This window comes from Oceanisphaera litoralis, assembly GCF_016907015.1.
GTDB classification, from domain to species: domain Bacteria; phylum Pseudomonadota; class Gammaproteobacteria; order Enterobacterales; family Aeromonadaceae; genus Oceanimonas; species Oceanimonas litoralis.
Genome location: NZ_JAFBBE010000005.1, coordinates 135,456 through 158,760 on the forward strand (window position 1 = coordinate 135,456; position 23,305 = coordinate 158,760).

Sequence of the window (23,305 nt, forward strand, 5' to 3'; positions counted from 1 at the left end):
GAATAGGGAACTATTCCCTATTCCCTGATCCCTGAAGTCACAGCCAGCCCTTGCGTTTGAAGAAATAATAGGTGCCGCAGGCAGACATCAACATCATCACCAGCGACATGGGGTAGCCGTACTCGAAACCAAGCTCGGGCATGATTTCAAAGTTCATGCCATAGATGCTGGCGATCAGGGTCGGGGGCAGAAACACCACGGCGGCCACCGAGAAAATCTTGATCACCTTGCTCTGCTCCAGACTGGTAAAGCCCATGGCCGCTTCCAGCTGAAAGTTGATCTTGTCGAACAGAAACTGGGTGTGGGGCAGCAGCGATTCTATGTCGTAGAGCATTTCATCGATCCACTTGCGCTGCTCGTCGCTACCGCTCTGGCGCAGGGATCGCTTGATGAAACGCAGCGCCCGCCGGGTATCGTATAACGCCAGTCGAATATGACCGTTGCCGTCTTCCTGCAGCATCAGATCCGACATGGTGGTGCGCAAGTCGCTGACGTGCAGTACCTGCTTGGCGGTGGCTTCCAGGGTCTTGTAGCCGTCTTCGATCAGGTCGGAAATATATTCGATTTTGAGCTGAAAAATTTCCAGCAGCAGATCGGGCGCGTCTTTCGCTTCCAGCCGGTCCTGGCGCATATAGTGGCGCAGCAGCCGCATCAGGCCGAGATCGTCTTCCCGAAAGCTGATCAGCATGTCTTTACGCAGGGTAAAGAGCACGTTGATGCCGTCGATTTCCTTGCCCATGCGCTGGGGAAACAGCGAATGAATGTGCAGGCCGTCCTTGTCCCGGTAAAAACGGGCCGAGGCCTCGATGTCGTCAAGCTCGTCCAGCTCGGGTACTTCTTCCACGAACAGCTGCTTCATCCAGCGTTGTTCCTGTTCGTCCGGTTTGAGGATATCCAGCCACAGGGTGTTGGGAGGCAAGGCGTCCTCCAGGTTGAGTGGCTGAATGTCGAGAGATTTTCCATTCAGGGTATAGGCTGTGATCATGCAGCGCTCCAACCAGTAAACAATGACCTGCACTATATATAGGCAAACGTCGGATGTCAGGTAATCGGTTGGTCAGCCTGGTTTTTTGGCGTTTATTTTATCAGAACAAGAGTAGACTCAAATGACTTGGCTCTGTGTCCATGTCTATAATGATGTGGTCCCTTCCATCAGAATCCCCCATCGGAGTGCTCTCGTGAAACAAAGCTGTTGTGCCTTGATATTGTTGTTGGCGATGCCCGCTGCGGCGGACATGATGCTGAAGGCGCGGCAAACGGTGGATATTTATGGCTCCCGCGGCCTGGAGCCACGCCTGGCCGATGTGGATTATCGCTTGACCTGGCAGTTGTCGGGGGAGCAAACCGGGTCGGGCTGCCTGCCATCCCGGGTGATGGTCTCGTTGACCGCCACCGTGACCGAACCCCTGGAATGGCCGCAGACGCCCGCCTGGCAGAATTACCGGCTGGCGCTCACCGCCTACGAACGGCTGGTGCGGGAACGGGCCCTGCTGTCGGGCGAATGGCTGGAACGTTCTCTGTTCGAGATAGCCCCGCAATCGAATTGCGAGCAATTGCGACGGGTAGCGGACAACATCGGCTATCACCAGCTCGACATCGCCCGCACCTTGTTACAGGACTTTCAGCAGCAGAACGACTACGGCCGCAACCTGGGACTTATTCGCCCTGAGTAGCCCTTATTCCACCGGTTTTCCTTTCAGCAGCTTGCGCACCCAATGCCGATTGGGGTTAAGCACCGCCAATTGTGCCTGTGACAACGGATAGGGCTCATCCAGCAGCTGGGCCGCCATCAGCTCGGCCAGCAAGGGGGCCGAGCACAGGCCCCGCGAGCCCATCCCCGACATGACATAGAGTCCCGCATGATCATCCGCCAGCGGCAATGCTTCCCACTTTCGACGCGGCATCTTGTCATATTGCGCCAGTTGCCGTGCTTTATCCGGCGCGGCACCGGCCAGCGGCAGATGATCGCGACAGGCGGCACGCACACTCACCCGGCCGGCACCCGCAGCGGGCGTCAGATCGTCGAGCGCGGGCAGGGTACGTACCAGCTTGTGCAGGTTTTCCTGTTCGTCCTGCTCCCGATAATTCAACGCCGACTGCCGGCGACCATAACTGGCGCCGACGCAGTGTGTTCCTTGCCAGGCGGGGGTGAGATAACCTTCGTAGCAGACCACGGTTTTCAGTGCCGTTATCGAGGGGCTTGAAGGTTGATAATTCACCTGGCCCCGTACCGGCGACAGCGCCAGGGCGCGGGTTTGTGGCCATCTTGTTACTTCGTGGCCGCTGGCCAGCACCACATTATCGGCACGGAAACTCTGGCCCTCGGTGGTGAGATGCCAGTGGTTCTCTTCCGGTGTTAACGTCTCGACCCGGATCTGGTAGTGGCAGTCCAGCAGGCCGCTTTTTTGGGCCTCGGCCAGCAGGGCGGCGGTCAGCTCGAAGGGGCAGACCCAGCCCCCCAGCGGGTACTCGATGCCGGGCAGGTTGGCGGCAATACCGGTGCGCACATTGACCTGCTTGGCGGTTAACGGCTGCAGCAGCGCCGACGGAAACCGACTGGCCAGCAGCTTGTCGATTTTGGCGGCGCTTTTGTCGTTGTAGGCCAGCTGGACCACACCGCACCAGTCATGGCTGAAGGCATGTCGTTCGGCCAGGGCCGGCAGGGCCCGACGCCCGAAGAGAAAGGCCTGCAGAAAAAACTGGCTCAGGCAGTCATGCTCGCCGTTAAGCAGCGGATAAATGGCTGCCTGGCGGTTGCCCGAGGCACCCATTGCCGGGGCTGCATGCTGCTCGAGCAGGGTCACTCGCTGGCCGCGGCGGGTGAGGGCATACGCCAGGCTGGCACCGGCAATACCGGCGCCCACTATTAAGGTATGGCCGGACCGACCCGGTCGGCGCCAGAACCAGGGCGTGGGGTAGGGGGCCCGGTTATCGCTGCCACGCACACCTGCCAGCATTTCCCGCTTGCGACCAAAGCCCTTGACCCGAGTCACCTTGAAGCCGGCCTCGTTCAGCCCGCGGCGCACGAAACCGGCGGCGGTAAAGGTGGCCAGGGTGGCGCCATTACGGGCCAGACGCGCCAGTTGCCGGAACAGTTCGGGCGTCCACATCTCCGGATTCTTGCTGGGGGCGAAGCCGTCCAGATACCAGGCGTCCACCTTGCCGGCCAGGCCCGCTTCCATCTGAGGCAGTACCTCAGCCACGTCTCCCAGCCATAAATCCAGGCATACATTTTCGTCCAGCCAGAGCCGGTGACAGCCGTTAACGGCGGGCGGATATTCAGCTAACAAACGTTCGCTTAAAATGCTAAGCTCTGGCCATTGGCCCAGCGCCTGTTGCAGATCGGCGCGCGTAAGCGGAAATTTTTCCACGCTGATCAGGTGCAGGCGCCGGGCGTTACCTTGCGGATGTTGCCGACGATAGTCGATAAAGGCCTGCCAGGTGGCCAGTACGTTAAGGCCGGTGCCAAAGCCGGTTTCGGCCACCACGAACAGCGGCCTGTCGTGGTCAACCCAGCGTTCGGGCAGGCCATTGTGGCCCAGAAACACATGGCGGGTTTCGGCCAGACCATTGTCGTTGGAGAAATAGACGTCGTCGAACGCAGCGGCGACCGGCGTACCCTGGTCATTCCAGTCCAGACTCGCGGTTGTAATGAAGTGGGGTGACACTGAACCTCCGGGGCCGTAAAAACGGTCATTTTATGTGAAAGCAGACCAGTTTGACCATTTTTTATGGGTAGAATTGGCGCCAAATCAAGACAGTAGGAAAGATAGATGAGAAGAGCAGTCATTACCGGTATCGGTGTGGTATCCAGCATCGGTAACAATCAGGAAGAGGTTCTGGCCTCACTCAAGGCGGGCCGCTCCGGTATCAGCTTCTCCCAGCAGTTTGCTGATCATAACCTGCGTAGCCAGGTATGGGGGAACATTAAACTGAACCCGTCCGAGCATATCGATCGTAAGGTCATGCGCTTTATGGGCGACGCCGCCGCTTTTGCCTATCTTTCCATGGAGCAGGCGATCGCCGATGCGGGCCTTGACGAGTCCATGGTATCCAACGAGCGCACCGGTCTGGTGGCGGGCTCCGGTGGCGCCTCTTCCAAGAATCAGATCGAAGCCTGCGATACCCTGCGGGAAAAAGGCGTGCGCCGTGTAGGACCTTACATGGTGCCGCGCACCATGTCCTCAACTGTGTCCGCTTGTCTGGCTACCCCCTTCAAGATCAAGGGCATCAACTACACCATCAGCTCGGCCTGTGCGACCTCCGCGCACTGTATCGGCCATGCGCTGGAGCAGATCCAGCTCGGCAAACAGGACATCGTCTTTGCCGGTGGCGGTGAAGAAGTGGACTGGACCCTGGCGCTGCAGTTCGACGCCATGGGCGCACTGTCCAGCAAGTACAACGAGACCCCCGAGCTGGCCTCTCGTACCTACGATGCGGGCCGTGACGGCTTCGTTATCTCCGGTGGCGGTGGCATGGTGGTGGTGGAAGAATTGGAGCACGCCCTCAAGCGCGGCGCCAAGATCTACGCCGAAATCACCGGCTACGGTGCCACCTCCGACGGCTACGACATGGTGGCTCCGTCCGGTGAAGGCGCCGTTCGCTGCATGCAGCAGGCCATGGCGACCGCGCCGGCCCCGGTGCAATATATCAACACCCACGGCACCTCTACTCCGGTCGGTGATGTGAAAGAGCTGGAAGCCATCAACAGCCTGTTTGGCGACCATGCCCCCTACATCTCTGCCACCAAGGCGATGACCGGCCATGCGCTGGGGGCCGCCGGTGTGCACGAAGCGGTGTACTCGCTGCTGATGCTGGAAAACGGCTTCATTGCCCCGAGCATCAACATCACCGAGCTGGACGAGAAGGCCCAGAACCTGCCTATCGTCACCGAGTACAAGGAAGCCGAGCTGGACACCGTCATGTCCAACAGCTTCGGTTTCGGCGGCACCAACGCCAGCCTGGTATTCAGCAAGTACAAAGGCTGATAGCCGGTTAATACAGCACTAAAAAAGGGCGCCTCGGCGCCCTTTTCGCGTTCATTTTCACGCCTCACGCCTCACGCCTCACGCCTCACGCCTCAGCGCCGATCCCAGCGAATAAAGGCCCAGGCGCCCAGTGCGCCGAACATGACCCCCAGCACGCTGCTGGCCAGAATATCCGCCGGCCAGTGCAGGCCCAGCAACAGGCGCGAATAACAGACCGCCACCGACCAGGTGGCCAGGGCGCCGACCAGCCAGAGAGAGCGGCGCCGATAGAGCAGCAACAGGCAATAGAAGCCGGCCATGGTCATGGCGGCAATGGAATGGCCCGAGGGGAAGGAGTAACTGACCTCATCCTGCCAGTGCAGCTTGAGCCAGCCCGGTACCTGCCGCTCCGGCATTTCTCGCAGCCCATCGGCCAGCCATTGTTCCCGTATCGAGGGTAACTGGGCATAAAAACGGTCGCTGTCGGCGAGACGTCCTTTTTCGGCCAGCCACAGCACATAAGGACGGGGTTCTTTAAAGTATTGCTTGGCGACCGTCTTGGTGACAAAGGCGCTGCCCAGGGCGGCCATCAGGCAGAAAAAGAACACCAGCCACTGGCCTGGCCGTCGCCGCCAGCGGTGCAGAGCCAGCAGGCTCAAGAGGACAAGGGCGATGGCGATGCCGACTTTGCCGACCGACAGGGTCAGACCATAGGCCAGCAGGGCAGGGGCATCATCCAGATCCAGCAGGGGGAACCAGTGCCAGTGCCATTGGTAGCCTATGCTGGCGATAGCGACCGGCAATACCAGTATGGCCAGTACCGTGAACAGTAACCTTGGTGTCATGAAAAGAAGTTGTCCGAGAGGAAAGCGCCGATTCTAGCAAAACGGCAGGCCGATGGAAGCTGAAGCCCGTCGCCACTCGGGGTACAATGAGCCGCCATTCGGGGAGCTCATTATTCAAGGAGCCCGTCATTCAAGGAAATAGTCGATGAAATTACTGGCCGATGAAAACATGCCCTTCGTGCAGGAACTCTTTGGTGACCGGGCCGAGATAGTGACGTGCCCCGGGCGGGAGATCCGTCCCGAACAACTACATGATGTGGATGTGCTGCTGGTACGTTCCATTACCCGGGTGGATGCAGCCCTGCTGGCCGAGGCAGAACGGCTGAGCTTCGTGGGCACCGCCACCATTGGTTGCGATCATATCGATACCGGGCTGCTGGCCCGGCGGGGCATTGCCTTTGCCAGTGCCCCGGGTTGCAACAAGGTGGCGGTGGGCGATTATGTGCTGGCGGCCCTGTTGCGAGTGGCCGAGTACAAGGGCTGGTCGCTGCGGGAGAAAAGCCTGGGCGTGGTGGGGGTTGGCAATACCGGTGCCGAAGTGGCCCGGCGCGCCCGGGCACTGGGCATGACAGTGCGCTTGTGCGACCCGCCGAGGGCCTTGAAGGACACGACAGGGTTTGTCGATTTTGAACAGGCACTGGCCGCCGATATCGTCAGTTTTCATGTTCCCCTGACCCACGGCGGTGAGCACCCGACCTGGCACTTGCTGGATCAGGCGGCCATCGCCGGGCTGAATGACGACCAGGTACTGATCAATGCCTGTCGGGGCGATGTGTGGGACAATCAGGCCCTGCTGGCCCGGCAGCAAGGCGCTTACTCAGCGGGTGCCGCTCCGCTGACCCTGGTGATGGATGTGTGGGAGCATGAACCCGAGGTGCTGGCGCCGCTGGTGCCTCATGTCTTGCTGGCCACTCCTCATATCGCCGGCTACAGCCTCGAAGGCAAGGCGAGGGGGACCTTCGCTCTGTATCGGGCCTGGTGCGAGCAGCAGCAGCTAGACAGACGTCTTGCGCTGGAACAGCTGTTGCCGCCGCCGCCGATAGGCGCCGTGCACCTGAACGAGGCGCCGGATCAGGCATTGGCGGCCAGGCTGGTACGGCTGGTGTATGACATAGCGCAGGACGACGCCGCCTTTCGCCAGGCCCTGGGTCAGCCGGGCTTTTTTGACCGTTTGCGCAAGCAATATCCTCAGCGTCGCGAGCTGGGCTCCGTGCTACTGTCGGGAATGACCGACGGCGGCGAAGCATTGGGCTTTAAAGTATGAAGGCCGGGTGCCGATAGCCTGTCAATGCCGATAGCCTGTCAATGCCGATGGCCTCTCCCTAGAGAAAGCGGACAGATAAGTTCCTATTGGCACTGTTTTTTTCTACACTGGTGCCACAGCACGCCTCGACCGCCGGACGAACCGGTTCTGCGTCAGGAAAAGGACACAAGAGACATCATGAAACGACTCAGACCCCATATCGGTTTCGGTCTGGCCGGGTGGCTGGCCTGCACGGCCCCGGCAATGGCCCAGAGTGAATTTTATATCGAACTCAGGGGGCCGGAATCGGCGTCGCCGACCCCCGCCGCTGCACCAGTCCCGCCGTCGCCGACCCCCGCCGCTGCACCAGTCCCGCCGTCGGCTTCTCAGCCGGTGACCGGTCCGGGCCGTTACGGTCCGGTGCAGAGCACCGATACCCTCTGGAGCATTGCCGCCCGCCATACCCGGGCGCCGGTGACGGTTCAGCAGACCATGGTGGCGCTCTACCACCTCAATCCCCGGGCGTTTGTGCGCGGTAATATCAATTATCTGCAGCGTGGTGTGCGCTTGCGGCTGCCGACCGAGTCGCAGGCTCGCCAGCGTGCGCCGCGTGATGCCGAGGCCGAATTTCGTCGCTTAAGTCGGCAGGGCAACCGTAGCGTGGCGCGGGCCGCCACGGCCGAGCAAGCTGCGGTCAAACCCGGGGCGGCGGCCGTCCCGGTAGCGACCCGGTCGGCCGGCGCCCCCGCCGCGGCCTCGCCCCCGGTGAAGGAGCCATTACCGGTGAAGGAGCCATCGCCGGTGGCGGCGCCGCCCCCGGCTCCGCAAGCGACCCCCGAGACCCCGCCAGCGGCACCGACGGACAGTGCGGCTCTCGGCCTGACCGAGCCCAAAGCGGCCGCGGCGCCGGTTCCGCAGGCGCCTCCCGCCGAGACCTCGCCAGCGGCACCGACGGACAGCGCGGCTATCGGCCTGACTGAGCCCAAAGCGGCCGCGGCGCCGTCTGTTGCGGCGGCGACGATGCCGGATCCCGCGCAGGCCGAAGAGATGGCATTGGCCCGGCTGCAGTTGCAACTGATGGATGAGCTGCGCGAACAGGTTGCCATGTCCAACGAGCAGTTGGCGAACCTGGCGGATAACAATCAGCTGCTGCGGCAAGGTCTGAGCCGATTAACGGCCGAGGTGGAAGAATTGAAACAGGGCCGGGCCGCCGAGGCAGCACCCGAGCCTGCGCCCAGCCAGGCAGGCATGGGTAATGCGTTATGGTCCAATGCACTGAATCTGGCGCTGATACTGACCTTGCCGGCGTTATTGCTGCTGGCGATCTTTACCCTGTGGTGGCATAAGCGAGTACGGCAGGATCTGGCCGATCAGGAGCAGGAGTTGTCCGAGAGCACCTCGGCGATGATGGACGACGAGCGCAATGAATTTGACGACTTGTTCTCGGCCGCCCTGGAGCCCGCGCCGACGGTTGCCCCCGAGCCGGCACCCGAACCGGATGATGTCTTGCCAGCCCAGAAGGTCGACGAAGATGCCTTCGCGCGTTTCCTCGAAGAACAACAGCGGATGGAAGAGGAAGAAGCCGAGGCGCTGTCTGAGACGCTGTTTGATGACGAAGCCACGTTGGCAGACCGTCGCCATCAGGTCACCGATCAGGTCGCCGATCAGGCCGCAGTGGAGCTGCTGTTCGAGGATGAAATGGCGACAGACGACCATCCGTCGGAAACTCGGGTATCAAACGACGATATCGATGAGCTGCTGTTCAATACCGCGCCGCCGATGCCGAACGAGGAACCGGAACCCGAGGCGACATCACAGCAACAGGCTGCCGACACCGATTATGTCTCGGTGGACCAGCTGATGGCCGAAGCGAACCTGAGTGACGGAGCGGAGCGTGAATTCGATCGACCACTGGATCTGGCGCTGGACGACTATGCCGGTGTGCTCGGGCAGGGACAGAATGTGGACATCGATCTCGATGAGGGGGGCATGGGCGCCAAGCTGGATCTGGCCCGCGCCTATATCGAAATCGACGATATCGACAGCGCACGCGAACTGCTGAACGAGGCGCTGGAACGAGGCAATGAAGAGCAGCAGCGCGACGCACAGAAGCTGTTGCAGCGGTTGGCCAGGCGCTGATTTCCTTTCACCGGCCTGGTTCCGAGGCCGGTTCTTCAATTTGACTCGGTAACGGGTATAATTGCCGTCCTTTTTTACCCTTGGAACTGATTATGCGCATTGCCCTTGGCATCGAGTATGACGGCAGCCGTTATTATGGCTGGCAGCGGCAACGAGAAGTCCCCAGCGTTCAGGCTGAGGTCGAGAAAGCCTTGTCCAAAATTGCCGATCATCCGATTAGCATACAGTGTGCCGGCCGTACCGACGCCGGTGTGCATGGTACGGGTCAGGTAGTGCACTTCGATACCCATGCCGACAGGCAGGCCGGCGCCTGGACCCTGGGCATGAACGCCAATCTGCCGTCCGACATTGCGGTGCGGTGGGTCAAGACGATGGGTGACGACTTTCACGCACGCTTCAGTGCCACCGCCCGTCGCTATCGCTACATTATTTTCAACCACAACATGCGGCCTGCCATTCATGGCAGCGGCGTCAGCCATTACGTGGGCGATATCGATGTGCAGAAAATGCATGAGGCGGGCCAGTATCTGCTGGGCGAGCACGACTTTACCTCCTTTCGTGCCATGCAGTGTCAGTCGCACAGCCCCAATCGCAACATCATTCACCTGAAGGTGCAGCGCTATGGCCACTATGTGGTGCTCGACATCAAGGCCAACGCCTTTGTGCATCATATGGTGCGCAACATCACCGGCACCCTGCTGAAGGTCGGGATGGGAGAAGAAAGCGTGGCCTGGGTGCAGCAAGTACTGGAAGGACGCGACCGTAACCTGGCCGGCCCCACCGCCAAGGCGGGGGGACTGTATCTGGTGGCGGTAGATTACCCGGAACACCATGGTTTGCCGGACGCACCGCCAGGACCACTATGGTTACCGGAACAGTTGCGCTGACCGGGGTAGGGCCAGTGCCGTCAGGCTTAAGTTTTTTATCAACGCGCATGCAGATATATGGTTTAATGCCAGCCATAACGCCTCGGGCGCCCCGCAGGGGAGCCTGCTGCAACGGGGCCGGCAGAGGGCGAATTCATGGCGATCAGCACCGGGCACCGGTGATGGTTGACCGATGATCGGCCGCCCAGTCTGCGTGATAACAATGCAATTGTCTTGCAATAACCATGCAGTGACAACGCTGCAATAACGATGCAATAACGCTAAGGATTTCCATGAGTTGGCTTGAGAAAATTCTTCCCAAGAATAAGAACATCGGTGTTCGTCGTCATAACATTCCGGAAGGGGTCTGGACCAAGTGCGCCAATTGCGAGCAGGTATTATACCGGGCCGAGCTGGATCGCAATCTGGAAGTCTGTCCCAAGTGCGATCACCATATGCGCATTGGCGGTCGGCTGCGACTGGACAAGTTCCTCGATCAGGATGGTCGTGTCGAGCTGGGTGCTGAGCTGGAGCCGCAGGATGTGCTCAAGTTCAGAGACTCCAAGAAATACAAAGACAGAATCAGTGCCGCCCAGAAAAGCAGTAACGAAAAAGACGCCATGGTCGTCATGACCGGCACCCTCAAGGGCCTGCCGGTAGCGGCCTGTGCCTTCGAGTTCTCCTTCATGGGCGGCTCCATGGCCTCGGTAGTGGGTGCGCGCTTTATCAAGGCGGTCGATGCCTGTATCGCAGAAAACCGGGCCCTGGTGTGTTTCTCCGCCTCCGGTGGCGCCCGCATGCAGGAAGCCCTGTTTTCCCTGATGCAGATGGCCAAAACCAGTGCCGCGCTCAACCGTTTGTCTCAGGCGGGTCTGCCGTATATTTCGGTGCTGACCGATCCGACCATGGGTGGCGTATCCGCCAGCCTGGCGATGCTGGGCGACGTGAACGTTGGCGAGCCCAAGGCACTGATCGGTTTTGCCGGTCCGCGCGTCATCGAACAAACGGTACGGGAAAAACTGCCCGAAGGTTTCCAGCGCAGCGAATTTCTGCTGGAGCACGGCGCCATCGACATGATTGTCGACCGTCGTGAAATGCGCGACAAACTGGCAGGGCTCATCGGCAAGCTGATGAATCAGGATCCGGCAGAGTTCTGATGAGCAGCCTTGTCGACTCACACCACCGGTCGCTTGCCGACTGGCTGATCGTGCTGGAAGGCCTCAACATGGCGCATATCGAGCTGGGGCTGGAGCGCATGGCGCTGGTGGCCGGTCGTCTGGACCTGCTCAGCCTGCCAAGCCATGTGATCACCGTCGGCGGTACCAACGGCAAGGGCACCACCTGTGCCCTGCTGGAGGCCATGCTGCGGGCCGGTGGTCACAGCGTGGGCGTCTATTCGTCTCCTCACCTGAACGATTACCGCGAACGGGTGCGGATCGACGGCGCCAGCCCGGATGCGGCGGCATTTTGTGCCGCCTTTGCCGCGGTGGAAACGGCGCGGGCAGAGGTGGCGCTGACCTATTTCGAGTTCACTACCCTGGCGGCGCTGTGGCTGTTTCGCGATGCCGCGCCCGAGGTGGTGTTGCTGGAAGTGGGACTGGGGGGGCGGCTGGATGCCACCAATGTGGTGGCATCGGATCAGACTGTGGTCACCACGGTGGCGCTCGATCATACCGACTGGCTGGGCTGTGACCGGGAAACCATCGGCTTCGAAAAAGCCGGTATTTTTCGCGCCGGCAAGCCGGCGGTGTGCGGCGACCCTCATCCTCCGGCCAGTCTGCTGGCTCATGCCGCGCAGTTGGGAACCCCGCTGAGCTGTACCGGGCGGGACTATCAATGGCAGGTGCTGGATGAGCAGTGGTGTTTTCAGGGCCTGGGTTCGAGTCTGGACTCGCTGCCGTTGCCGAGTCTGCCGCTGATGAACGCGGCCACGGCACTGGCGACCCTGGCGCTGTCGCCCTTTTCCCTCGATATCGAGGCGATAAAGACGGGGCTGCAACAGGCCAGCCTGACTGGCCGCTTGCAGCAACTGACCCCCAGGCTGTGGGTAGACGTGGCCCATAATCCGGAGTCGGCCGGCTACCTGGCCAGCCGGCTAGCGGGCCTCAAGGGCGAGGGTCGCTGCCGGGCCGTGGTGGCTATGCTTAAAGACAAGGACATTGCCGCCACCCTGGCCCCCTTGCGGGGCCTGGTCGACGACTGGTATCTGGCCAGCCTCGGCGGCCCTCGCGGTGCCAGTGCGGCCGAGCTGGCCGAACGGCAAGCGGGCACCTGTTTCGACTCGGTCACGGCGGCATTGGCGGCGGCAGAAGCACAGGCGGGTGAGCAGGATATCCTCATCGCCTTCGGCTCCTTCTTTACCGTTGCCGAGGTGCTGGCGAGCAGAACATCATCAACGGCATAACCGGCAGCAAGTGAGGAAGGGCGCTTTGGCGACACAATTTCAGCATCGATTAGTGGGTACCGTCATTCTGGTGGCGCTGGGTGTTATTTTTCTGCCTGACCTGCTGGACGGCAAGCAACAGCTGGCCCCCGATGAGGCGGTCACCATCCCCTTGCGCCCGGAACTCGAACCGGCTCGGCCCGTGGTGACGGCGCCGCCGGCTGCTGAACAGCAACCGGTTGCCGAGCCCGAGGCCAGGCCCGAAGCCTGGACGCTGGAGCAGGCGAAAGAGGCGCCGCCGGTGGCTCCCCAAGCTGTCTCCAAGCCCGAGCCGAAGCCGGCTCCGGTAGCTGTGCCCACGCCGGCCCCGGTGGTGAAACCCGCCCCGATAATAAAACCGGCACCAATAGTGCGGCCAGCGCCCGTTATTAAACAGATAGCGCCGCAACAGCTGGCCCCGCAGCAGGGGGATCATGTCGTTCAGCTGGGGGCGTTTCGCAATGCGGATAACGTCAAGGCGCTGGTCAAAAAACTGCGTGCATCCGGCTACCGGGCTCAGACCACCCCGGCGGTACCCCGTCAGGGTGAGCTGAACCGGGTCTGGGTGGGTCCGGACAGCAAGGCCCGGCTGGAACAACAGCTGTCGGCGCTGGAGCGGCTGACCGGGCTCAAGGGCAGCGTGCGGCCCCAGTAGTGCGATAACCGGTAGTTCGATACCAAAAAGCCCCGTTAACCGAGTCGGTTAACGGGGCTTTTTATTTTGCCGTCATCAGGGGCCACAGCAACCAGTAGGGTCCATTTCAATGGACCGTCAGACCTGGGTGTCACGCCCTTGGTCGAATAAATTCGACCCTACGATCAAACCACACATATTCGGCGTTTGGCGTGTAGGCACGGCTTCAGCCAGGCCTACACGCCTCACGCCTCACGCCTCACGGCTTATGTTGGCTATTACACCGCCGGGATCTGCTGGGTGATGCAATGGATATTGCCACCGCCGAGCAGGATTTCCCGGGTCGGTACGCCTACCACTTCCAGCTCGGGGAATATGTTTTCCAGTATCTGGCGCGCCTCGTCGTCGGTACGTTCGTCCAGCAGCGGAAACACCAGCCGGCTATTGGTGATCAGGAAGTTGACGTAAGAGGCCGCCATCCGCTCACCGGCGATGCGGGGCACGCCAGGGCCGGGGGCCACACCGGCGGCTTCCTGTTTGGTGATGAACAGGGGGCCGGGCTGGGGCAGCTTCCATATCTTCAGCGGGCGGCCTTTGGCATCCCGGGCCTGGCTCAGTACCTTGTAGGCCGCCTGCGAGCGGGCATACTGAGGATCACTCTTGTCATCGGTCCAGTGCAGTATCACCTCACCGGGACGGGCGAAACAGGCCATGTTGTCGATGTGGCCATTGGTTTCGTCCAGATAGACCCCCTGCGGCAGCCAGATAAAATGGCTGACGCCCAGGTAATCTCTCAGCTGCTGCTCTATGTCTTCCCGGGTGTAGTCCGGGTTGCGATTGGGGTTGAGCAGACACTCGGCCGTGGTCAGCAGGGTGCCTTCGCCATCCACATGAATGGAGCCGCCTTCCAGCACCAGCGGTGCCTTGTGCACCGGCAGTTGCTGATGGGCCAGCATGGCGCCGGCCATGGCCTGATCCTTTTCCCAGGGGTAATAGAGGCCTTCTTCGTGGCCACCCCAGGCATTGAACATCCAGTCGATGCCGGCGGCCTCGCCCTTGCCGTTGATGACCAGGGTGGGGCCGGTATCCCGGGCCCAGGCGTCATCGCTGTCGATGACCACCAGCTTGACCTGTGGCGGCATCAGCTGCTTTGCCTTGTCCATTTCTTCTGCCGGCACCGCCATATATACCGGCGTGGCGGCGGAGATGGCCTCGGCCAGTCGGGCAAAGGTGGCCTGCGCCGGTTTGCCCTGCTCGCGCCAGTTGTCGGGCCTGTGGGGCCAGATCATCCATACCGCCTGCTGGGGAGCCCATTCGGCCGGCATGTGAAAGCCTTTCAGTGCGTTCATCAACGGCCTCCCTGCTGCTTGCCGTCTGAGGTCAGCAGGGTCTGATACATGGCCGGACGGCGATCCCGGAACAGACCCCAGCTGATGCGGGTATTGGCGATGGCTTCCAGATCGAAGCTGTGCACCAGTACGCCTTCGGTGGTCTTGTCGGCCTGCGCCACCAGCTCACCGAACTCATCGGCGATAAAGGAAGAGCCGTAAAAGGTGGTTTCCAGCCCGTCTATGTATTTGCTCTGCTCGGTACCGATACGGTTGGAGGCGATGACCGGCACCAGGTTGGCGGCGGCATGGCCCTGCTGGGTACGGGTCCAGTGCGGCTGGCTGTTGATGGTGGGATCCTGCGGCTCGGTGCCGATGGCGGTGGGGAAGAAGATCAGCTCGGCGCCCATTAGTGCCAGGCTGCGGGCGGTTTCCGGGAACCACTGATCCCAGCAGATGCCCACGCCGATTTTGGCATAGCGGGTCTGCCATACCTTGAAGCCGGTGTCGCCGGGGGTGAAAAACTGTTTTTCCTGATAGCCGGGGCCGTTGGGAATGTGGGTTTTGCGGTACAGATCCAGCATGCTGCCGTCGGCGTCGATCACCACCAGGGAGTTGTAATAGGCGTTACCCGCTTTCTCGAAGAAGCTCAGCGGCAGCACGACGGCCAGCTCCTTGGCCAGCGCCTGAAAATGGCGGATCAGCGGGCTGTTGTCGACGTTATGGGCCAGGGGAAAGTGCTCCGGGCTCTGATCGATGCAGAAGTAGGGGGTTTCGAACAGTTCCTGAATAAGGATGATCTGGGCGCCCTGAGTGGCGGCGTCACGCACCAGCTTTTCGGCACGATTGATGTTTTCTTCTTTGTTCCAGCTGCAGGCCATCTGGGTGGCGGCTACGGTAACCATTGCCATAATGTACTCCTCGGTAACAGGGGGATGTGAAGCCGATAGAAAGGGCGTACCGCGACAGGTCAGCCAAAGGGTCAGCGCCGCCGACTCGCCGTAAACCCTCCATGGGGGCTCGAGTGACGCCATCTGACCGCCATGGATGGCGGAAATGTCGAAAATGCAGGAGCATTTTTCGACCATGGCGTCAACGGTCGGCGGAGCAGCTGCCATCTATCAAGCATCCAAATCGTCAGACCGCAGTGTGCCCCTTGCGTTATCATCCATCAAATGAATAGTATTAATTTAATTATTTATCTGGTGAATAAAGATGAAGCTGCATCAGCTCGACCTTAATCTGCTGCTGGCCTTCGACGCCCTCATGACCCAGCGCAACGTCACCCGGGCAGCCCAGCAGTGTTTTATCAGCCAGCCGGCCATGAGTCATGCGCTCAACCGGCTGCGTCAGTTTTTCGAAGATCCGCTGCTGGTGCGCAGCGCCACCGGCATGCAGCCCACCGGCCGGGCCCTGGCCCTGCATCAGGCCGTGCGCCAGGCCCTGGATCTGCTGGAGCAGGAGTTGGGGCGGGAAGACAGCTTCGTGCCGGCCACGTCGAACCGCCGCTTTGTGCTCAGCACCACCGATTACGTGGAGTGCGTGCTGATCCCGCCCCTGATCCGCCGCTTGCAGACCGCAGCCCCGGGGGTGCGCATCGAAATCGAGATACTGCGCGACCGGCTGCCCGAGCAGGCGCTGGCCAACGGCGAGGTGGATCTGGTGCTGGGCTTCGATGAATACATGCAGGTGCCGGGCTCGCTCTGTACCGAAACCTGGCTGACCGAGCCACTGGCGGGCGTGGTGGCGCGGGAACATCCGCTTGTTGCCGAACAGATAACGCTGGCCCAGCTGACCGACTTGCCCCATGTGTTTCATTCGCCGCTGGGTACCCGGGATTCCATCGTCGATACCTGGCTGGCGAGCCAGGGCCTGAAGCGCAGCATTTCGGTCAACAGCCAGAGCTATATGTCGGCGGCGGCCATCGTCAGCCAGAGTGATCATCTGCTGGTGCTGCCCCACAAGGTGGCGGAAATGCTGGCCGAGGCGCTGCCGCTGAAATGGGTGACCCTGCCGGCGGATTTGCCTGCCTATCATCTCAACTGCGTCTGGCACCCGTTGCACGACCGGCAGCCGGCATTGCAGTGGTTACGGGGGCTGTTGCGTTCCCTGATATGAGTTGAAGTTGAGGAATGAGCGGTAGGTTGGCGATGAGCGCAGCGAATCCCAACACGGAAGGCGGCGGTGACATGTTGGGGTTTGCTGCGCTCATCCGCAACCGACAGGGTAGTGAGTGAGGGGTAAGGGGTAAGGGGTGAGGGGTGAGGGGTGAGGGGTGAGGTAAAACAAATGTGCCGGGCATGGCCCGGCACACGAACTGACAACTTACGTTACGGCTTGATTTAAAGCACCATGGCGGCGAGCCAGCCGAAGCCGATTAACGGCAGGTTGTAGTGCACAAAGGTCGGTACTACCGAGTCCCAGATATGATCGTGCTGGCCATCGGCATTTAGGCCCGAGGTGGGGCCCAGGGTCGAGTCGGAGGCCGGTGAGCCCGCATCACCCAGGGCGCCGGCGGTACCGATAATGGCCAGGGTGGCCAGCGGCGAAAAGCCCAGCGCGATACACAGCGGCACATAGATGGGCGCGATAATAGGAATGGTGGAAAACGACGAACCGATGCCCATGGTGATCAGCAAACCCACTACCAGCATGGCCAGGGCGGCCAGCGCCTTGTTATCGCCGAGCAACAAATCCACCGACTGCACCAGGCTGCCAATGCCATCGGTGGCCTTGATCACGGCGGCAAAACCGGCGGCGGCAATCATGATAAAACCGATCAGCGACATCATCTTCACCCCCTGGGTAAAGGCATCCTGACTTTCCTTGTATTTGATGACGCCACCCAGGGTGAAGATCACGAAGCCGACCATGGCGCCGAGAATGATGGAGTCGCTGTACAGTTGCAGGCTCAGGGCGCTCAGAATGGCCAGCACGGCGATGGCGATATGGGCGATGTTGATCTGAATATGTTCGGGCTCGACCGCCAGTATCTTGCTTTCATCGTACAGGCGCGGCTTGCGGTAGCTGATAAACACCGCCACCAGCAGACCCAGAAACATGCCGCCGACCGGAATGGCCATGGCGGTGGGCAGCATCGACTTGCTGACATCCACGCCATTTTCCACCAGATTTGCCAACAGGATATTGTTGAGGAAGATGCCGCCAAAGCCGACCGGCAACATCATGTAGGTGGCGGTGAGACCAAAGGTCAGCACACAGGCCACGGCGCGGCGGTCCAGCTTGAGTTTGGCCATGACATGCAGCAGCGGCGGTATCAGGATGGGAATAAAGGCGATATGAATGGGGATCAGGTTCTGGGATGAAATGGCCACCAGCAAAATGGCGCACAACAGCATCGCCTTGATCCACAACATGCGGCCGGCACTGGCATCCTGGCCCAGGGCCTTGATCACCTTGAGTGCCAGCAGATCGGTAATGCCGGAGCGGGCAATGGCCACGGCAAAGGCGCCCAGCATGGCGTAGCTCAGGGCGATGGTGGCCCCGCCGCCGAGACCATCGGCGAAGATATTGGCGGTTTCGGTCAGCGACAGGCCACCGACCATGCCGCCCACCAGGGCGCTGAGCGCAAGAGAAATCACCACGTTGATGCGTAGCAGGCTAAGGGCCAGCATCAGGCAGACGGCGACGACAACAGGATTCATTGAATATCCTTATAGTATTTTAGGCAGAAGAGAATTAAGGAGGGTTAGTTTGCGAATTCAGCCCGGAATGTCGAGCTTTTTTGTCGACAATCTGCATTCATCGCCGCTGCAACTTTGCTCAACCGGCAAAATATCCCGTATGTTGCCCCTTGGGTTTGGTCGTAGGCGCCCATATACTGTCTAGTCGAACGACGTGGTTTCCTGGAAACCCATTAGTGTAATCACCAAGTTAGTATAATCACCAAGGAGATAGACATGGGCGTATTGGTAGGCCGTCAGGCCCCCGACTTTACCGCTGCTGCTGTACTGGGTAATGGCGAAATCGTTGATAACTTCAACTTCAAGGAATTCACCAAGGGCAAAGCCGCCGTGGTGTTTTTCTACCCGCTGGACTTCACCTTCGTATGTCCTTCCGAGCTGATCGCCTTCGATCACCGTTTTGAAGAGTTCCAGAAGCGTGGCGTGGAAGTGATCGGCGTGTCCATCGACTCCCAGTTCAGCCACAACGCCTGGCGTAACACCGCCGTGGAAAATGGCGGTATCGGCCAGGTGAAATACCCGCTGGTTGCCGACGTCAAGCACGACATCTGCAAGGCCTATGACGTTGAGCATCCGGAAGCCGGCGTGGCTTTCCGCGGTTCCTTCCTGATCGACAAGAACGGCGTTGTTCGTCACCAGGTAGTGAACGATCTGCCGCTGGGTCGTAACATCGACGAAATGCTGCGCATGGTCGATGCCCTGGAATTCCACGAGACCAACGGCGAAGTGTGCCCGGCCCAGTGGGAAAAAGGCAAGGCAGGCATGAAGGACTCTCCGGAAGGGGTGGCCAAGTACCTGACCGAGCACGCCAGCGGCCTGTAAGCCCTCGCAATGTTTGATCGAACAAAGTGTGATTGAATAAAGTTTGATCGAATAAAGTGTGATTGAATAAAAATGCCGGCAATTGATTGCCGGCATTTTTTATGGATGATGCACATGGCGTCATGCCAGCGCCGACAGACAATATCAGGCGGTGGCGGGCTCGCGTAACAGCATCAGCAGGGCCTGGGCGTGTTCGCTCGCTTCACGGCCCAGATCGGTCAGATAGCCCCCGTCCGGCTGGGTGCTGAGCCCTTTCTCATGCAGACGCCTGGCGGCGACAATCAACGACGGCTCGGCATCGTGATGGACCTTGATGCCTTGCTGGGTGGTATCGAGATTGAAATGCAGCAGCAGATTCAGTTCGTTGAGCAGGTCCGGGTGATAGCGCATAGGAATTCCTCGATGAAAGAGACCCTTAAACGTTAGCCTGTTCGCTCGTCTTCGGTTGCGCGCTGGCTCACAATTAAGGGTTTCGTCGTGCATATTGTTACTTGCATCACAGAGCCGGGTTGTCGATGATGTGATTTTTTGTCATTCATCGAGAAGGAATTTTGATCCCATGACTGCCATTCGTATCCGCCACGCCGACTTCGCCATCAGCGAGCATCACCGCCTGTCCATCCAGGCACTTGCGCTGGACGCCGGGCAGTGCTGGAGTTTTGTCGGCGCCAATGGCAGCGGCAAAACCGCCCTGGCCCGCGCCTTGGCCGGCGAGCTGACACTGCTGAGCGGGGAGGTCGGCAATGATTTCGAGCGTATCGAATGGGTGTCGTTCGAGCAGTTGCAGCAGCTGGCCGACCGGGAGCGGGAAGAAGACGAAAGCGACCTGCTCGATTATCAGGACGAGGGGCACAGCGCGCGCCAGATCATGCTGGAAGCCGGCGGTGATGCGGGCGAGCTGGAATGGCTGGCCGACCGCTTCGGCATTACCGCCCTGCTGGATCGGGGCTTTCGTTTTCTGTCCACCGGTGAAACCCGCAAGGTGCTGCTGTGCCGGGCCCTGTTGCAACAGCCGGAACTGCTGATCCTGGACGAGCCCTTCGACGGCCTGGACCTGGCGTCGCACCAAGGCCTGATGAAGCTGTTGCAGGAGCTGGTGGCGGCGGGGCAGACCCTGGTGCTGATCCTCAACCGCTTCGAGGAAATTCCCGACTTTTCCGACCGGCTCGGCATTCTGGCCGAGTGTGAACTGAGCCTGGCCGGTCCGCGTGCCGAGGTGGCGGCCTCGGCCGAGCTGATGCAGCTGAGCCACCTGGCGGCGATGGAAAACGCCACTCGGGCGCTGCCACCGGCAGACCCGGACGGCCAGCGTCGGGCACTGGATGCCGATACGCCGCGTATCATGATGCGTGACATCAACATCAGCTACGGCGACAAGCGTATTCTCACCGGCCTGAGCTGGCAGGTAGATCCGGGCCAGCACTGGCAGATCATCGGCCCCAACGGCGCCGGCAAGTCGACCCTGCTGAGCCTGGTCACCGGTGATCATCCTCAGGGGTACAGCAATGATCTGACCCTGTTCGGGCACCGAAGGGGCAGCGGCGAGACCATCTGGGACATCAAGCAGCACATCGGCTATGTCAGCACCAGCATGCAGCAGGACTACCGTGTTACCGCCACCCCCAAGGCGGTGATCCTGTCCGGCTTCTTCGACTCCATCGGCGTCTATCAACAGCCCGGCGACGCCCAGCTGGCGCTGGTCGATCAATGGCTGAGTCTGCTTGGCATGCAGGCGCTTGCCAACGAGCCCTTCCGCCATCTGTCCTATGGTCAGCAACGGCTGCTGCTGATTGCCCGCGCCATGGTCAAGCATCCGCCCATTCTGATCCTGGACGAGCCGCTGCAGGGGCTGGACAGCTTCAACCGACACTGGGTCAAACGCTGGATCGATCTGCTGGTGGCCGAAGGCAGCACCCAGCTGCTGTTTGTGTCGCATCATCAGCTGGATGCGCCATCTTGCATCAGCCACCGCCTGACCTTTGTGGCCGACGGCGAGGGGTATCGGTATGTCACTACAGCCGTAAGCCATAAGCCATAAGCCATAAGCCGTCATCCTGACGAACGTCAGGATCTTGTTTTTCGGACTGCTGTGTCAATGTCCCAATTTTGGCGTAGTTTGCAGGAAGATAACGGGGCAAGCCCGGCATGACGATGTTCAGATCAGAGCACGCGAGACATTCAGGTGATAACGGCACGCCTGCAAGCGTCGAGTCGTTTGCAGGCTTGCGCCGCATAACGCATAAATAGGTGCCTACAATATTGCCTCACGCCTCACGCCTCACGCCTCACGCCTCACGCCTCACGCCTCACGCCGGGCGCTGCTTTTCAGGCTTGACCCGAACGCGAGGGCAGGCGAGGATGAGCCTACCCTCGTCTGTCGGGACATGAACCGATGCTGAACATGAATTTCTCCCAATCCCTTTCGCTTAACTACGACGCCAGCCGCTGGCAGCCGTCTCCGGCGGCGGGCGTATGGCGCTATCCGCTGGAACGACAGCAGGCCGAGAGCGGCCATGTCACCAGCCTGGTGCGATTTGAACCGGACGCTCACTTTCCCGAACACCTGCACCCCATGGGTGAAGAATTCTGGGTACTGGAAGGCACTTTTTCCGATGAACACGGCGATTACCCCGCCGGCAGCTATGTGCGCAATCCGCCCGGTAGCCGCCACGGCTCCTTTACCCGCGAGGGCTGCGTGATTTTCGTCAAATTGAATCAGTTTGATGAAGATGATGATGTGTGGCTGAAGGTACTGCCCGAGCAGAGATTATGGATAACTGGTGGCCAGGGATATCGCCGGCTGCCGTTGCATCACCATGGCGGTGTGCATACCAGTGTGCTGCATTTTCCCGACGGTGGCGCCTTTCCGCTCTGCTGCTATCGACAGGGCCTGGAGATTCTTGTTTTGGAAGGTGAGCTGCTGGAAGGTGAACTACTGGAAAGAGAGCTCTCTGTAATACAAGAGCCGGTAAAACAGGAGCCTGTCACACAAGAGCAGGCAGGGGAGGCAAGCCGGGAGGCCGCGCATTATCCGGGACTAAGCTGGCTGCGTTTTCCTCCCGGCAGCCGACCCAGGCTGCAGGCCGGCCCCGGCACTCGCTTGTGGGTCAGAACCGGGCATCTTGGAGCAAACCGCGCCGAGTAGGCACTCCCGGCCCAGGTTCGATATGGCGGCCCGGGCCGGGAGCAGACATGACGATGGCAAAGGCAAAGGTGGCGTTATGCCAGCGGGATAGACTCGCTCTGGCCATCGCCTTCGTCTTCAATGCTGTCGCTTTGATGCATGCTGTCGGTATCGGTATCGGTATCGGTATCGCTGACCCGGGGAGCCAGGGGCCAGCCGCCCAGTTCTTTCCAGCGGTTGACGATGCGGCAGAACAGATCCGTGGTTTTCTGGGTGTCGTAGAGGGCGCTGTGCGCCTCTTTGTTGTCGAAGTCCATACCGGCGGCCTTGCAGGCCTTGGCCAGCACCGTTTGCCCTAATGCCAGGCCCGCCAGGGTGGCGGTGTCGAAGGTGGCGAAGGGGTGAAAGGGGTTACGCTTGATGCCTGCCCGCTCTGCCGCCGCCATCACAAAGCCGTGATCGAAAGAGGCATTGTGGGCCACCACAATGGCACGCTGACACTTGTTGGCCTTGAGTCCCTTACGAATACCCTTGAAGATCTGCTCTAGGGCTTCCTGCTCGCTCACGGCCCCGCGCAGGGCGCTGTGAGGGTCGATACCGGTAAAGGCCAGGGCGGCGGGCTCCAGGTTGGCGCCTTCGAAGGGAGAGACATGAAAATGAAAGGTCTGATCCGGCATCAGCCAACCATTCTTGTCCATCTTCAGGGTAATGGCGGCAATTTCCAGCAGGGCGTCGGTTCTGGCATTGAAACCGCCGGTTTCCACGTCGATCACCACCGGATAATAGCCCCGAAAGCGTTCGTTAAGCTGAGTTAAAGCTGCTGTTGCCGTCATTATTGTCCTAATTTACCTGAAAAACCGGGTCGCCATTATGCCAGAATCCCCCGACGTCGTCGCCTGTCTCGGCCTGGCTGCGCGCGACTTGCCCGAACTGATGCAAGATTGCTCGAACGGTGTGTTATCGGCAAAAAAAGATTGCACCCCGGCAACGGCTTGCCTACTATACGCCCCGCTGAACAAGCCAAGGCGCGTTGTTATCAGCAACAATATGGTGAGGTGTCCGAGTGGCTGAAGGAGCACGCCTGGAAAGTGTGTATACGGCAACGTATCGAGGGTTCGAATCCCTCCCTCACCGCCATATTCAAGAAAAAACCCGCTGAGCAATCAGCGGGTTTTTTCGTTTCAGCGCCTCAGCCTATCTGGTTTCAAACT

Annotated in this window: 20 protein-coding genes and 1 tRNA gene; 13 read left to right on the forward strand and 8 right to left on the reverse strand. The window is 60.4% G+C overall.

From position 1 onward, the window contains the following. Window positions 1–37 precede the first annotated feature (37 nt). Window positions 38–985, reverse strand: coding sequence for a magnesium/cobalt transporter CorA (corA, locus tag HNR62_RS04585; RefSeq protein ID WP_204794898.1), 948 nt, complete (start codon window positions 983–985; stop codon window positions 38–40). 193 nt (window positions 986–1,178) lie between these two features. Here corA and HNR62_RS04590 point away from each other — a divergent pair, with 193 nt between their 5' ends. Beyond that, window positions 1,179–1,673: a DUF922 domain-containing protein gene (locus tag HNR62_RS04590; protein WP_338044071.1), complete on the forward strand. Its 495-nt coding sequence runs from the start codon at window positions 1,179–1,181 to the stop codon at window positions 1,671–1,673. A gap of 3 nt (window positions 1,674–1,676) precedes the next feature. Here HNR62_RS04590 and mnmC read toward each other — a convergent pair whose 3' ends face one another. Beyond that, entirely contained in the window at window positions 1,677–3,668 is a 1,992-nt protein-coding gene (gene mnmC / locus HNR62_RS04595; protein ID WP_204794899.1) for a bifunctional tRNA (5-methylaminomethyl-2-thiouridine)(34)-methyltransferase MnmC2/FAD-dependent 5-carboxymethylaminomethyl-2-thiouridine(34) oxidoreductase MnmC1, read from the reverse strand. A gap of 105 nt (window positions 3,669–3,773) precedes the next feature. On the opposite strand from mnmC, the gene fabB reads away from it, so the two are divergent. Continuing rightward, complete coding sequence (gene fabB / locus HNR62_RS04600) at window positions 3,774–4,988, forward strand: beta-ketoacyl-ACP synthase I (protein WP_204794900.1); 1,215 nt, start codon at window positions 3,774–3,776, stop codon at window positions 4,986–4,988. A 92-nt stretch (window positions 4,989–5,080) separates the two neighbouring features. Here fabB and HNR62_RS04605 read toward each other — a convergent pair whose 3' ends face one another. Beyond that, a complete protein-coding gene (locus tag HNR62_RS04605) occupies window positions 5,081–5,812 on the reverse strand; it encodes a phosphatase PAP2 family protein (RefSeq protein ID WP_204794901.1) in 732 nt (243 codons plus the stop codon). Window positions 5,813–5,957: 145 nt separating this feature from the next. On the opposite strand from HNR62_RS04605, the gene HNR62_RS04610 reads away from it, so the two are divergent. From HNR62_RS04610 to dedD, 6 genes are all read left to right on the forward strand, one after another. Then, complete coding sequence (locus HNR62_RS04610; protein WP_204794902.1) at window positions 5,958–7,076, forward strand: 4-phosphoerythronate dehydrogenase; 1,119 nt, start codon at window positions 5,958–5,960, stop codon at window positions 7,074–7,076. 177 nt (window positions 7,077–7,253) lie between these two features. After that, window positions 7,254–9,194: a FimV/HubP family polar landmark protein gene (locus HNR62_RS04615; RefSeq protein ID WP_204794903.1), complete on the forward strand. Its 1,941-nt coding sequence runs from the start codon at window positions 7,254–7,256 to the stop codon at window positions 9,192–9,194. 92 nt (window positions 9,195–9,286) lie between these two features. Beyond that, on the forward strand, window positions 9,287–10,081 hold the full coding sequence (gene truA, locus HNR62_RS04620) for a tRNA pseudouridine(38-40) synthase TruA (RefSeq protein ID WP_204794904.1): 795 nt from the start codon (window positions 9,287–9,289) through the stop codon (window positions 10,079–10,081). Between the two features lie 272 nt (window positions 10,082–10,353). Further along, window positions 10,354–11,217, forward strand: a complete 864-nt coding sequence (gene accD, locus HNR62_RS04625) for an acetyl-CoA carboxylase, carboxyltransferase subunit beta (protein WP_204794905.1) — start codon at window positions 10,354–10,356, stop codon at window positions 11,215–11,217. Then, entirely contained in the window at window positions 11,214–12,464 is a 1,251-nt protein-coding gene (folC, locus tag HNR62_RS04630) for a bifunctional tetrahydrofolate synthase/dihydrofolate synthase (RefSeq protein WP_204794946.1), read from the forward strand. Before accD ends, folC begins: the two co-directional genes overlap by 4 nt. A gap of 25 nt (window positions 12,465–12,489) precedes the next feature. Beyond that, entirely contained in the window at window positions 12,490–13,137 is a 648-nt protein-coding gene (gene dedD / locus HNR62_RS04635) for a cell division protein DedD (RefSeq protein WP_204794906.1), read from the forward strand. Between the two features lie 257 nt (window positions 13,138–13,394). Here the strand turns inward: dedD and aguA are convergent, their stop codons facing one another. Together aguA and aguB are read right to left on the reverse strand one after the other, a co-directional pair. After that, window positions 13,395–14,465 (reverse strand): agmatine deiminase, encoded by a 1,071-nt coding sequence (gene aguA, locus HNR62_RS04640; RefSeq protein ID WP_204794907.1) that lies wholly within the window; start codon window positions 14,463–14,465, stop codon window positions 13,395–13,397. Then, window positions 14,465–15,355: an N-carbamoylputrescine amidase gene (gene aguB / locus HNR62_RS04645; protein WP_239552593.1), complete on the reverse strand. Its 891-nt coding sequence runs from the start codon at window positions 15,353–15,355 to the stop codon at window positions 14,465–14,467. Before aguB ends, aguA begins: the two co-directional genes overlap by 1 nt. Before the next feature lie 304 nt (window positions 15,356–15,659). Here aguB and HNR62_RS04650 point away from each other — a divergent pair, with 304 nt between their 5' ends. After that, window positions 15,660–16,562, forward strand: a complete 903-nt coding sequence (locus HNR62_RS04650) for a LysR family transcriptional regulator (protein ID WP_204794908.1) — start codon at window positions 15,660–15,662, stop codon at window positions 16,560–16,562. 224 nt (window positions 16,563–16,786) lie between these two features. Here HNR62_RS04650 and HNR62_RS04655 read toward each other — a convergent pair whose 3' ends face one another. Continuing rightward, complete coding sequence (locus tag HNR62_RS04655; RefSeq protein ID WP_204794909.1) at window positions 16,787–18,109, reverse strand: Na+/H+ antiporter family protein; 1,323 nt, start codon at window positions 18,107–18,109, stop codon at window positions 16,787–16,789. A 255-nt stretch (window positions 18,110–18,364) separates the two neighbouring features. Between HNR62_RS04655 and HNR62_RS04660 the strand changes: the two genes are divergently transcribed. Then, complete coding sequence (locus tag HNR62_RS04660) at window positions 18,365–18,970, forward strand: peroxiredoxin C (RefSeq protein WP_204794910.1); 606 nt, start codon at window positions 18,365–18,367, stop codon at window positions 18,968–18,970. A gap of 144 nt (window positions 18,971–19,114) precedes the next feature. Here HNR62_RS04660 and HNR62_RS04665 read toward each other — a convergent pair whose 3' ends face one another. Continuing rightward, on the reverse strand, window positions 19,115–19,360 hold the full coding sequence (locus tag HNR62_RS04665) for a TIGR02647 family protein (protein ID WP_204794911.1): 246 nt from the start codon (window positions 19,358–19,360) through the stop codon (window positions 19,115–19,117). Window positions 19,361–19,529: 169 nt separating this feature from the next. Between HNR62_RS04665 and modF the strand changes: the two genes are divergently transcribed. Then, window positions 19,530–21,008 (forward strand): molybdate ABC transporter ATP-binding protein ModF, encoded by a 1,479-nt coding sequence (gene modF / locus HNR62_RS04670; RefSeq protein WP_204794912.1) that lies wholly within the window; start codon window positions 19,530–19,532, stop codon window positions 21,006–21,008. Between the two features lie 354 nt (window positions 21,009–21,362). After that, window positions 21,363–22,115 (forward strand): cupin domain-containing protein, encoded by a 753-nt coding sequence (locus HNR62_RS04675; RefSeq protein WP_204794913.1) that lies wholly within the window; start codon window positions 21,363–21,365, stop codon window positions 22,113–22,115. 74 nt (window positions 22,116–22,189) lie between these two features. Here HNR62_RS04675 and rnt read toward each other — a convergent pair whose 3' ends face one another. Next, window positions 22,190–22,927 carry a ribonuclease T gene (rnt, locus tag HNR62_RS04680; RefSeq protein ID WP_204794914.1) on the reverse strand — a complete coding sequence of 246 codons (738 nt, stop codon included), beginning with the start codon at window positions 22,925–22,927 and terminating at the stop codon, window positions 22,190–22,192. Window positions 22,928–23,143: 216 nt separating this feature from the next. Between rnt and HNR62_RS04685 the strand changes: the two genes are divergently transcribed. Further along, window positions 23,144–23,231 (forward strand) — tRNA-Ser (locus HNR62_RS04685). Window positions 23,232–23,305: the final 74 nt, after the last annotated feature.